This window comes from Cellvibrio sp., assembly GCF_039207905.1.
GTDB lineage: Bacteria > Pseudomonadota > Gammaproteobacteria > Pseudomonadales > Cellvibrionaceae > Cellvibrio.
The window spans coordinates 1-12,033 of the sequence record NZ_JBCECX010000029.1 but is presented as its reverse complement, the minus strand read 5'-3'; the positions used below and the strand labels follow the sequence as shown (position 1 = coordinate 12,033).

At 49.4% G+C, this 12,033-nt stretch carries 11 protein-coding genes; 5 read left to right on the top strand and 6 right to left on the bottom strand.

The window, feature by feature from the left end; genetic code table 11:
* Positions 1 to 101: 101 nt before the first annotated feature.
* From fabA to AAGC78_RS16125, 3 genes are all read right to left on the bottom strand, one after another.
* Complete coding sequence (gene fabA / locus AAGC78_RS16135) at positions 102 to 623, bottom strand: 3-hydroxyacyl-[acyl-carrier-protein] dehydratase FabA (protein WP_435785131.1); 522 nt, start codon at positions 621 to 623, stop codon at positions 102 to 104.
* 154 nt (positions 624 to 777) lie between these two features.
* On the bottom strand, positions 778 to 1,740 hold the full coding sequence (locus AAGC78_RS16130; RefSeq protein ID WP_435785130.1) for a polyprenyl synthetase family protein: 963 nt from the start codon (positions 1,738 to 1,740) through the stop codon (positions 778 to 780).
* 84 nt (positions 1,741 to 1,824) lie between these two features.
* Positions 1,825 to 2,598, bottom strand: a complete 774-nt coding sequence (locus tag AAGC78_RS16125) for a 4'-phosphopantetheinyl transferase family protein (RefSeq protein WP_435785129.1) — start codon at positions 2,596 to 2,598, stop codon at positions 1,825 to 1,827.
* 163 nt (positions 2,599 to 2,761) lie between these two features.
* On the opposite strand from AAGC78_RS16125, the gene AAGC78_RS16120 reads away from it, so the two are divergent.
* Together AAGC78_RS16120 and AAGC78_RS16115 are read left to right on the top strand one after the other, a co-directional pair.
* The gene (locus AAGC78_RS16120) at positions 2,762 to 3,259 is read left to right on the top strand and encodes an FKBP-type peptidyl-prolyl cis-trans isomerase (protein WP_435785128.1); all 498 of its coding nucleotides are present in this window, start codon (positions 2,762 to 2,764) and stop codon (positions 3,257 to 3,259) included.
* 238 nt (positions 3,260 to 3,497) lie between these two features.
* The gene (locus AAGC78_RS16115) at positions 3,498 to 4,721 is read left to right on the top strand and encodes a DUF5009 domain-containing protein (protein WP_435785127.1); all 1,224 of its coding nucleotides are present in this window, start codon (positions 3,498 to 3,500) and stop codon (positions 4,719 to 4,721) included.
* Positions 4,722 to 4,898: 177 nt separating this feature from the next.
* Here the strand turns inward: AAGC78_RS16115 and dkgB are convergent, their stop codons facing one another.
* Both dkgB and AAGC78_RS16105 read right to left on the bottom strand, forming a co-directional pair.
* On the bottom strand, positions 4,899 to 5,714 hold the full coding sequence (gene dkgB, locus AAGC78_RS16110; protein ID WP_435785126.1) for a 2,5-didehydrogluconate reductase DkgB: 816 nt from the start codon (positions 5,712 to 5,714) through the stop codon (positions 4,899 to 4,901).
* Positions 5,715 to 5,744: 30 nt separating this feature from the next.
* Positions 5,745 to 6,968 carry an MFS transporter gene (locus tag AAGC78_RS16105; protein ID WP_435785125.1) on the bottom strand — a complete coding sequence of 408 codons (1,224 nt, stop codon included), beginning with the start codon at positions 6,966 to 6,968 and terminating at the stop codon, positions 5,745 to 5,747.
* A gap of 97 nt (positions 6,969 to 7,065) precedes the next feature.
* Here AAGC78_RS16105 and AAGC78_RS16100 point away from each other — a divergent pair, with 97 nt between their 5' ends.
* On the top strand, positions 7,066 to 7,953 hold the full coding sequence (locus AAGC78_RS16100) for a LysR substrate-binding domain-containing protein (RefSeq protein ID WP_435785124.1): 888 nt from the start codon (positions 7,066 to 7,068) through the stop codon (positions 7,951 to 7,953).
* Between the two features lie 26 nt (positions 7,954 to 7,979).
* On the opposite strand, the gene AAGC78_RS16095 is transcribed toward AAGC78_RS16100, so the two are convergent.
* A complete protein-coding gene (locus AAGC78_RS16095; RefSeq protein ID WP_435785123.1) occupies positions 7,980 to 8,621 on the bottom strand; it encodes a TetR/AcrR family transcriptional regulator in 642 nt (213 codons plus the stop codon).
* 318 nt (positions 8,622 to 8,939) lie between these two features.
* Between AAGC78_RS16095 and AAGC78_RS16090 the strand changes: the two genes are divergently transcribed.
* Both AAGC78_RS16090 and AAGC78_RS16085 read left to right on the top strand, forming a co-directional pair.
* On the top strand, positions 8,940 to 10,118 hold the full coding sequence (locus tag AAGC78_RS16090) for an efflux RND transporter periplasmic adaptor subunit (protein WP_435785122.1): 1,179 nt from the start codon (positions 8,940 to 8,942) through the stop codon (positions 10,116 to 10,118).
* Positions 10,119 to 10,241: 123 nt separating this feature from the next.
* Positions 10,242 to 12,033, top strand: a 1,792-nt coding sequence (locus AAGC78_RS16085) for an efflux RND transporter permease subunit (protein ID WP_435785121.1), incomplete at its 3' end; no start/stop codon positions are given.

The following is a 12,033-nucleotide window of genomic DNA, read 5'->3' as shown; positions in this document are numbered from 1 at the left end:
CCAGTTTGTGTAGTCGGCCTGCTTGAATCTGTCGTGGTTAAAAAGGCGAGCATTATGCCACAAGCTGTCAGGTGCTCGCCCGTTATCATTATTGTGGACAGTTAGAAACTGTCAGTGTTCTGGAACAGGCCTACGCGCAGGTCGTGGGCGAAGTAGATGTCTTTGCCATCGCAGGATACGCGGCCATCGGCGATACCCATGATCAGCTTGCGCTCAATCACACGCTTCAAATTGATGTGGTAAGTGATCTTCTTGGCGGTAGGCAGGATTTGGCCGGTGAATTTCACCTCGCCACAGCCTAATGCGCGACCGCGACCGGGGTTGCCTTTCCAGCCGAGGAAGAAGCCAACCAGCTGCCACATAGCATCAAGGCCTAAACAGCCAGGCATTACCGGGTCACCGGGGAAGTGGCATTCAAAGAACCACAGGTCAGGGTTGATATCCAGTTCTGCAATGATCTCGCCTTTGCCAAATTCTCCGCCGGTTTGGGCGATATGTACGACGCGGTCAAGCATCAACATATTGGGTTTAGGCAATTGTGCATTGCCTGGACCGAACAATTTGCCGTCGCCACAGAGGAGCAGGTCTTCACGGCTATAGGAGCTTTTGGGTTCAAAGGTCATGGATTTTACTCAGCTAGTTATCATTGAGCACAGGTTTGGTCTGCGCAAAAGTGCGCCATTCTAACCGCTGTGGCCCAGTTGTCCAGTTGGATACCGCCGGAGGCCTTGGCTACCGGCACGGATTGGCATGGAAGCGATGGTTCTGACGCGGGTTTTAGAAACTGCGCGCCAGCGAGAATTCAGCCAATTGTTTCATTGCGCGGGTGTAATGGTTGTCCGGCAATTGTTGCAATTGGTCGAGTGCTTGTTGAACTTGTTGCTTGGCCGCATCGAGGGTGTAAGTCATACCGCCAGTCGCTTGCACTATCTCTAAAATTGCAGGCAATTGGCTGGCATCGCCGTTGCGAATGGCGGTGGCAATCAGCTCCGCTTGCGCCGGGGTGCCGGTGCGCATAGCGTAAATCAGCGGCAGGGTAGGTTTGCCTTCGGCCAAGTCATCGCCGACATTTTTACCGAGTGTGGCGGCATCGCCGGTGTAGTCCAATGCGTCATCCACTAATTGGAAGGCGACCCCAACATGGCGACCGTAGCGGCGCAATGCTTCGCGTTGGGCGGCGGTAGCACCGCATTGCACAGCGGCAACCTCGCAGGCAGCGGCGAACAGGATTGCGGTTTTTTTATCGATTACGCGGAAGTAATTCTCTTCATTTACATTCGGGTCTTTGGCATTCACCAGCTGCTGTACTTCACCTTCGGCGATGATATTGGTGGTATCGCTCAGGATCGCCATCACGTCCATGCTGCCAATGCCAACCATCATTTGGAACGCGCGCGAATAGAGGAAGTCGCCTACCAAAACGCTGGGTGCATTGCCCCATTGGGCATTGGCAGTCGGGCGGCCACGGCGCAGGTTGGACATATCCACTACGTCGTCGTGAAGTAGGGTGGCGGTATGGATAAATTCGATAATTGCCGCCAGCGATAAATGATCCTTGCCTTGATAGTTGAGCGCGTTGGCCGTCAACAACACCAACAGCGGACGCAAGCGTTTGCCGCCGGCCTCGACCAGATAGTGGCCAATATTTTCAACCAGACCAACATCGGAGTGGAGTTTGTCGATAATCAGTTGGTTTACTGCAGTGAAATCGTCTTTCACGGCTTCATGGAATGGCAGCATGGAGTCTTCTTATTTATCAGGGTGGACAATTTTCGGATTCAGGTACGTTTTCAGGCGGCAATGCTAGCAGTGGAGACTTGAGAGTCAAGGAAAAGCTGGGTTTGCCAAGGCATCGAACCACTTTACTGTCAGCGGCTGCTGGCTCTTGCCTGCCAAGGCGCAGTAATCCTGTGCGCCCAATGCCCACTGGTGAAAATGCCATTCACCGGTGCCTTGGTCGAGTTCGGTTGCTATCTGTGCGCGAATATTATTGCCATCGAGCTCAAACAGGATCTTCTCCAGTCCAGCCGAAATTCCGGTGCCTATGGCCTTCAATAGTGCTTCTTTTAAGGTCCAGAGGCGATAGAAATAATCGGTTTGATGGATAGTTTCCAGCGCCTGCAAACGGGCAAATTCCTGCGGATGGTAATAGCTTTCAGCGATACCCACTAAATCCCGCGTTGCGCGTATTGCCTCCACATCAACCCCAATCAGTTCGATACGACTCACCGCCAGCAGTGCCCAAGGGCCGCTGTGACTGAGGCTGAATTGGATATCGCTCTCCGGCAAATAGGGCTTGCCTTTATCGGTGCGCAAAAAATTCACTGCAGCAGGCGATACGCCGGTGTAGCGCGCCAGCACTGTACGTAACAGCCAACGGCTGGCGATGTAGTCGTTCTTGCCGCGAATAAACTTCTGCGCGCGCTCATGTTCAGCGCTGCTCATGATCTGCGCGGCGCTGGTGTAATGATCCGCGGTGAACTGGCGGATATCGAGCAGCCACAAATGCACGTCATGGTTCCCCAGCGCGCTGTCTTTACCGACGGATATTGCGGAGGAAAAAACCGGTGCTGGTAGTGGGGGTGTAAGTGTCGGCATACAGGTATAAGTCTATGAAGATGTGCGCATCATACGCTGGTTGTCCTTATCTGCATGCAGCCTGCAGGTGGGAAAATCCGGCCGGGCTTTTTTATTTTGCGTGCTCTCCTTAAATCAGCGACAATCCGCGCCCTCAAAAAACGAAACCTATTCTGGAGTTGCTATGCAAATCACTGCCGACAAAGTTGTCAGCTTCAACTACCGCCTGAGCGAAACCGGCGGTGAGTTGCTGGAATCATCCTACGATTCAGAACCCACCCTTTATCTGCATGGCCACAAAGGTTTGCTCGCGGCGTTGGAAGAAGCGCTGGAAGGCAAGCAAGCGGGCGATAAAGTCACCGTGAATGTGACTCCCGAGCAAGGTTATGGCCCGCGTCAGGAAGGTGCTACCCAGCGTATTCCAATCAAGCATCTGCACGGCCATGAAAAGCTGAAAGGCAAAATCAGACCGGGGATGAAGGTTGCGGTAAATACCCAACATGGCCCATGGGATGCCATCGTATTGAAAGTGGGTAAATTCAACGTGGATATCGACAGCAACCATCCATTGGCTGGTAAAAACCTGGACTTTGAATTGGAAGTGGTTGAAGTGCGCGATGCGACCGATGAAGAGCTGGCACACGGCCATGCCCATGGCGTTGGTGGTCATCACCACGACTAAGCCTCAGGCTGTTTTGCCCCTAAAAAGCCCGCACTGGTTGCGGGCTTTTTATTGGGCGCTAATCCGGCTGCTGGTAGGCGTGTAGGGAATTGTAAAAACTTAGTCAACGTTGTCATTTTTCGATTGCGGCTTTAGGCGTCGCTCGGTTATTGTGGTTTTCCGGCAGAATCCAACCACAATAACTAGCCTTAATAAGAGCAAAAACTACAGCATAACAATATCCACACGGGCAAATACAATGAGCAATCCTGTTACCAATCCAGCAGCCAACGCTAACCGCGTTTTATCGATTGATGTCTTCCGCGGCATCATTATTTTCACCATGGTGTTTGTTAACGAGCTAGCCGGCGTCGCCGATATCCCACAGTGGATGAAGCACTTGCCAGCCAACGTTGACGGTATGACGTTTGTTGATCTGGTCTTCCCTGCATTTTTATTTATCGTCGGTATGTCGATTCCGTTTGCGATCCAGGCGCGCGCTAACAAAGGTGATTCAGCGCTGGAGATTTTCAAACACATTGCACTGCGCAGTTTTGGTTTGATGGTGATCGGCGTATTTATGGTAAACACCGAGTCGGGTTATGACGCCGACGCCATGAGTATCTCAATGCCGCTGTGGACCTTGCTGATGTTTATCTACGTATTGTTGATCTGGTCGAATTATCCCAGAACGCTGTCGCCAGCAATTTCTCTCGGCGCAAAACTGATTGGTGTTGCTGGTTTGGTGATGCTGTGGTGGTTGTATAAAGGCCCGGACAATACTGGTATGACTACCCAGTGGTGGGGCATTCTTGGTTTGATCGGTTGGGCGTATTTAATTGCGGGCACGTTGTTTTTAATTACTCGTCAATTTGCATCACCTGCGACACAATTTTTGACTCTCGCGGGCGCGTCACTTGTGTTGCTCGTAATCTTTTTTGCGATGGATGCAGTAAAAGCCGATTTTTCGACAGGTCTGTTTATGACCAAAGTATTTGAGTTGAATTGCAATTACACCCACGCGGCGATTGTATTGGCCGGTGTAATTCTCTCGCAATTGTTTTACTTGCCGAGTTTTGCGGCGAGCAAATTCAAAAACTATCTTATTTTTACCGGCGTTGTTGGTGTGTTGGCATTTGCCAGCTGGCAGGTTTCACCTATCTCCAAAATTTGGGCAACACCGAGCTGGGCATTATTCAGTGCATTCTTTTGCTGTTTAATTTTTGGTGCGGTCTATTGGCTGGTTGATGTAAAACAACAGCGTGCCTGGACGAAATTCTTTGAACCTTCCGCGACTAATCCACTGCTGGTTTATATCCTGCCGTACATAGTGATATCCATTTGCGGCATTTTTGGATTTTATCTGCGCCCGGAAATGTTTAATGCGGGTGTGCCTGGTATTATTTGGAGCTTGTTCTTTGCCTGCGTGATTATGGGTATTGGCGCGTTGCTGACTCGTATCGGCTTGCGCGTTAAGTTGTAATTGCTTTTTTGTGCTACGAAGTTTTTGTGGCTTCGTAGCACGCTTGCTGTTAGTTCTTTTGTTTCGAAAACGCATAAACCCGTCCTTGGGGCTCACATTCGCCATCCATGGCTCAAGTGTTTCGAACCAAAAGAACTAACAGCAAGCGCAACATTGAGGTAACTGATTAAATCTTCTTTAATCCCAAGTTGGCGCAAATCCCGGATTTGCAATTCTCTCTCCGCTATCCAGCCCCGCAATCGCACTCATCTCTGCATCACTCAAAATAATTTTTTCTGCCGCTAAATTGCTTTGCAGGTTTTCACGTTTGGTAGATGACGGAATCACCGCAAAACCTTGTTGTAGCGACCAGGCTAGCGCAATTTGTGCAGCGGTCGCGTTGTGAGTAGCAGCAATTTTCTGGATCACCGGTTCCTGAATTACTTTGCCATACGCGAGTGGCATGTAGGCGGTAATGTGGATTCCTTGCTGCTGTAAAAACTCAACCAGTTTACGGTTTTGTAAAAACGGGTGAATCTCAATTTGATTGGTTGCGATATGTTCTGCACTAATTGCCGCTATAGCTTCCTGTGTTTTTTTGATAGTGAAATTGGATATTCCGATTAACTCCGTTAATCCTTGCTTCTTGGCTTCCAGCAATTGCTCCAGATACACCGCAACCGGAATTTCATCGTTTGGCGATGGCCAGTGAATCAAGGTGAGATTCACGCGCTCCAGCTGCAATTTGTGCAGGCTTTCTTTCAGGCTGGGAATTAATTTCCCTTCGGCAAAACTATCGGTCCAGACTTTGGTGGTCACGAATAATTCATTCGGTGAAACCTTGCTTGCTGCAATGGCGCGGCCAACATCGGCTTCGTTTTTGTAAATCTGTGCGGTATCGATGTGGCGATAACCTAAATCGATACCATTGGCTACAGCGTCAAACGCTTGTTGGTCTTGCAAGCGAAAAGTACCCAGGCCCAGCGCAGGAATTTTTGTAGTTGAGTTGCTCATAAATAATCTCCGGTAAAAAATCAATTCACATTAATGTGTGCTGATAACAGCATCGTTTGGCAAATTAGTTGAAATAGGGTTGGCGCGATCAAGTTGACCGCTCCAGCGTGTTAGCAAAATCGCACCAACTACGATTAAGGCTCCGATCCAAGGCGTGTGCTCCAATCCCCATTGGTCGACAATCAAACCACCGCCCCAAGCGCCGAGTGCGATACCTAAATTAAACGCGGCGATATTTAAGCCTGATGCTACATCAATCGCGTGCGGTGTGTGATGTGCTGCTTGTTGCACCACGTAAACCTGTAAGCCGGGAACATTGCCGAATGCAAATGCGCCCCAGATCAATACCGTTGCAATCGCCAGCCAAGGGTTGGATGCGGTAAAGGTAAATACCAAAAGCACCAATGCAAGGCCGCCAAAAATAATTTGTAATGCAGCAATCGGGCCTTTTTTATCGGCGAGTTTTCCGCCCCAAATATTACCTATTGCCACCGAAACTCCGTACACCAACAACACCAGTGCGACGCTGCCAGAACTCAAGCCGGTGATCTGTTCCAGAATCGGCGCGAGAAATGTAAATGCGACAAATGTGCCGCCATATCCAACGGCGGTCATCGCATACACCAACAACAAGCGCGGTTGTTTTAACACCTGCAACTGTTGCAAAACCGATGCTGGTTTGTTGTGTTGAGAACTATTTTGTAAGTTACGAGGAATAAAAAACAAACTGGCAAGAAATGCGATCACACCCAATGCAGACACAGCTAAAAATGTCGCGCGCCAACCAAAATGCTGGCCGATAAAAGTACCCAGCGGTACACCTGTCACTAACGCAACAGTGAGGCCGGAAAACATAATCGCAATTGCGCTCGCCGCTTTATCTTTTGCGACCAGGCTGGTGGCAATGGTTGCACCGATCGAAAAGAAAACACCGTGCGCAAGTCCGGTCAGGATGCGCGCCATCACCAGCGATTCATAACCCGGCGCCTGCCAGGCGACAAGGTTTCCAATGGTAAATAGCAGCATCAACCCGAGTAGCAATAATTTGCGCGGAAGCTTGCCGGTAAGGGCAGTTAGCAGCGGGGCGCCCACGGCAACGCCGAGTGCGTACAAGCTAACGAGCAGGCCGGCGGATGGCAGGCTTACATTCAAATCATTTGCGATAGTGGGAATCAGCCCGACTATTACAAACTCGGTGGTGCCTATGGCAAAGGCGCTGACCGTCAGCGCCAGCAGGGCAATGGGTATTCGCATGGCGTAATCCTCTTAATGATGATGTAGCCATTGTCCCAAGCTTACCTTTGCAGAAAAACGGGTGTATTTGCATAAGATTATTGAATAAAATTCAACAATGAAAACAACTCTCGATGAAATGCAGGTTTTTGTAGCGGTGGTTGATAGTGGTTCCATCACCGCCGCTGCCGATAGTTTGGGGCAAACGGTCTCGGCCATTAGCCGTGCGCTGACTCGTCTCGAAGAAAAGCTGGAGGTGACCTTGTTGCGCCGTACCACACGGCGACTGGAGTTAACCGAAGAGGGGCAAGTGTTCCTCACGCAAGCCTGCAAAATTATCAATGCGGTTGAAGATGCGGAGGAGCAAATACAGATCCGCCGCAATCAGCCGTCCGGCTTGCTGCGTGTCAACGCCGCATCGCCGTTTATGTTGCATGTGCTGGTGCCGCTAGTGCGCGGTTTTCGCGCGCAGTATCCCGACATCGAATTGGAATTAAATACTAACGACCAGATTATCGATTTGCTGGAGCATCGCACCGATATTGCAATCCGTATAGGCGCACTCACTGACTCCAGCTTGCACGCCCGCCCGTTAATGACCAACCGCTTGCGTGTTCTCGCAAGTCCCGATTATTTGCGCGAGCGTGGTGAGCCAATATCGGTAGATGAATTATCGGCGCATCGCCTGCTGGGTTTTACTCGTCCCGAATCACTTAATGCCTGGCCGCTGCGTAATGTGCAAGGCGATAGATATGTGATTGCTCCTAGCGTGAGAGCATCAAGCGGTGAAACCTTGCGGCAGTTGGCGTTGGCAGGAGAGGGAATTGTTTGTCTCGCGGATTTTATGACGCAGGTAGATCGACAAGATGGAAAGTTGGTGCAGATTTTAGTGCAGGATACGGTAGAAGTTTTGCAGCCAGTGAATGCGGTTTATTACCGAAATACCGCACTTTCCTCGCGTATTTCGTGTTTTCTGGATTACGTTAGTGCGCATATTGGTGGCTGAGAATAAATAAAAAAACACAGCAATAATTATGTGTTTTCTTTAGGCGGCCAGGTTGGTTTTGCTGTATACCAAAACTCCGGTTTCAAGCCGATGATGCGATAAATCCCTTCCGGTAAATCTTTTTTGATATTGCTAATACAGCGTGTTACTCGCGCATGCATAATCGCACCCTGCACGTATTGTTGCATCAAGCGCGCAAGTTGTTCGGGATCTTTTGCTTCGTACAAATAATTTTCATTGAGTAATGTGCGCACCAGTGCTTGATTGTATTTAGCGCCGCGCTCGGTCATTACTTGCAAGGTATCGGTGATGCGATTCTCGCCGCAACCCGCTTGCATGCCCGCCGTAAAAAATGCACAGCCAGGTACATTGTTTTCATCTTCACCGATTTTATTCACGTAAATAAATTGCAGCCAATTTTCCAGTTGTTCAAGCGGCGTGTTGATCGGTGAAAAAATACAGTCCAATTCCCGGCGAATGTCATCCCAGTAGTGGCTGGTCGCCTCGCAAAACAATTGCGCTTTGGATTCAAAGTGATGGTAGAAGCTGCCTTTAGTGACGCCTGCTTGCTTGCAGATTTCATTGACACCCACGGAATTGTAATTGCTGTTCCAGATCAGGTTCAGCGCGGTTTCCAGTAGTACTGTGCGGGTGTCAGTGGCGTTCATTACTCGGGTTCTCGAACAAAGGTTAGGGATATTATGATACCGCCCGGTATGTTTTTCAATCTGCCATTTCTCGACCTATACCGGGTATACACCTAAGACTCCGCCTTTTTAAAAAAAGTCCTTCGCGCAAAACTCATTGATTTTATTGGTGTTTATGGGGTTTTGCCCGCACGCGGCTTTACGATTGTGAAAGCCGCCGAGAAAATTTTGTTGACCTGCATACCGACCGGTATGTATGATTTCTACAAATGCCGATTTAGACCCCTCCAAGGAGTTTCAAATAGTCATTTATTTGCTAACGAATTTCAGGAGACCCCCATGAATAGCGCGAATACTCCAGCTCTTCCCCGCCGTGCCTACCACTACACTGCTGCTGCCATACTTGCAGGTATTGTAGGTTTTTATTACGTAACCGGTGTTGATGCCGCAACTCCAGCTGCCGTACCGCCTGCCCCAGCGGTAGATGTGGTGGTCTTGGAGCCACAAGCCATCCGTACCTGGGCCAGTTTTTCCGGTCGTTTGGCTCCGGTTGAAAGCGCTGCGATCAAGCCATTGGTAAGTGGCACCATCCAACAAGTGTTGTTTACCGAAGGTCAGCAAGTGAAAAAAGGGCAGCCACTGTTTGTGATTGACCCGCGTCCGCATCAGGCGTCAGTCCAGCGCGCCCAAGCGCAATTGGCTACTGCTCAATCCCGCGCAAAACTCGCGCAGGATGAATGGACCCGTGCGCAGCAATTGATTGAAGCAAAACTGGTTTCGCAAAGTATTTATGATTCAGCCTTGAGCGCCCATCAAGTCGCGCAAGCGGATGTAAAGCAAGCGGAAGCTGCATTGAGTCAGGCAAAGCTCGATCTTGAATATGCACACATCAGTGCGCCTATTAGTGGTCGTGTTGGTCGCGCCGAGTTAACTACCGGCAACGTAGTGGAAGCGGGCGCTAATGCACCACTGCTTACCCAAATCGTCGCCAACGACAAACTCTACGCCGAATTTAATGTAGATGAAGCTACTTATATTGAGTTCGTGCGCAACACCAAAAATACTCAGGAGATGCCAGTTGAATTAGCGCTCGCCAGCGATAGCAGCGTGACTTACAACGGGCACATCTCGGCATTTGATAACCGATTGGACACCAACAGCGGTACCATCCGTGCCCGCGCTATTTTTGACAACAAAGACGGCGCGCTCACAGCGGGAATGTTTGCCAATGTGCGCTTGGGGTCAGCGGAAAAAATTCAGGCGCTGTTAGTTCCTGAGCGTGCAATTGGTACCAACCAAAGCAAAAAGTTTGTGTTGGTGGTTGATGCAAAAAATACCGCAACTTATCACGAAATTACTCTGGGTGATCACTACCAGGGGCAGCGCGTGATAACCGCAGGTGTCAATGCCGGCGATAAAATTATCGTTAATGGTTTGTCTCATGTGCGACCGAACAGTGTCGTTAATCCCAGTGTGACCCAGGCCGGTGCTGCAGCAACTGTTGCATCCAATCCTTAAGTTCATCACCGTTTAATTCCTTCATTTAATTAACTGTTGTTTGTGTAACGAGTAGCACTGGTGCCACGCACCAGTGCTCTCCAAACACGCCTTTAACAAAGCCCATTTGCAGGCAGGTTCAGCATGAACATATCCAAATTTTTTGTGGATCGTCCCATTTTTGCCGGCGTAATTTCGCTCCTGATTTTTATCGCCGGTTTGCTCGCCATGTTTCAATTGCCCATCTCGGAATACCCTGATGTGTCACCACCTTCGGTCGTGGTTAATGCCTCTTATCCTGGCGCTAACCCGAAGGTGATTGCCGAAACGGTTGCTACTCCACTGGAGGAGCAATTGGCGGGCACTGAAAATATGTTGTACATGTTTTCACAAGCCACCACCGATGGTCGTTTGACGTTAACTGTTACATTTAAAATCGGTACCGATGTTGACCTCGCGCAGCAAATGGTACAAAACCGTGTGTCGCAAGCCTTGCCGCGCTTGCCGGATGTAACCCGTCAGCGCGGTGTGACTGTCGTAAAAAGTTCGCCCGACTTAACCATGGTGGTGCATTTAATTTCGCCGGACAAAAGCTACGACGAACTTTATCTGCGCAACTATGCGTTGATGAATATTAAAGACGAGCTTGCCAAAGTGGCTGGTGTTGGCCAAGTGCGTTTGTTTGGCTCAGGCGATTACGCCATGCGTATCTGGTTGAATCCGGAAAAAATTGCCGAGAAAAATCTCACCGCAAATGATGTCGCCAACGCAATCCGCGAACAAAACGTACAGGTTGCCGCCGGTATGATCGGTGGTGCGCCGGTAACTGATTTGGTGGATGTGCAATTGCCGATTAATGCCAAAGGTCGCTTGGATAATCCCGAAGAGTTCGGTGAAATTATTATCCGCGCTGGTGCTACCGGTGAAATTACCCGCTTGAAAGATGTTGCGCGTGTAGAAATGGGGCCATCGGAATTCAGTTTGAATGCCATGTTGGATAGTCGCCCCGCAGTTGCAATCCCGATTTTCCAATCGCCTGGTGCAAATGCTATCCAGATTTCTGATGGTGTGCGCGCCACTATGGCGGAATTGGAAAAACGTTTTCCTCAAGGCGTTAAATATGAAGTGGTGTATGACCCAACCATTTTCGTAAAAAGCTCGATTAAATCCGTAATCAAAACCTTGCTTGAAGCACTGGCATTGGTTGTTGTGGTAGTGATTTTGTTTCTGCAAACCTGGCGTGCATCCATTATTCCACTGCTTGCAGTGCCGGTATCAATCGTCGGTACCTTCTCATTAATGTGGGCATTTGGTTTTTCGATAAATACTTTGTCATTGTTTGGCCTGGTATTGGCAATCGGTATCGTGGTGGATGATGCCATCGTGGTAGTGGAAAACGTTGAACGAAATATTGAAGAAGGTTTAACGCCACTCGCGGCAACCTACAAAGCGATGCAAGAAGTAAGCGGGCCGATTATTGCGATTTCATTGACTCTGATTGCGGTGTTTGTACCTATCGCATTTGTGAGCGGTTTGACTGGTCAGTTCTATCAACAGTTTGCGTTGACCATTGCAATTTCCACGGTGATTTCTGCAATCAACTCATTGACATTAAGTCCGGCATTGGCCGCATTGTTGCTGAAAAGTCACGATGCTCCAAAAGATCGCTTAACGCGCATTATGGATAAAATGTTTGGTCGCTTTTTTGGTTGGTTTAACCGCAGTTTTAACCGTGCCTCGGGTAACTACTCTACCAAGGTAGGTAAATTGCTTGGCCGTAAAACTCTGGCGATTGGTGTATATGCATTGCTGCTCGGTGTAACTGCCGTTGGTTTCAATATCATTCCAAAAGGTTTTGTGCCTGCGCAAGATAAGCAATACCTGATTGCATTTGCGCAATTACCTGACGGTGCAACACTTTCGCGTACCGAGCAAG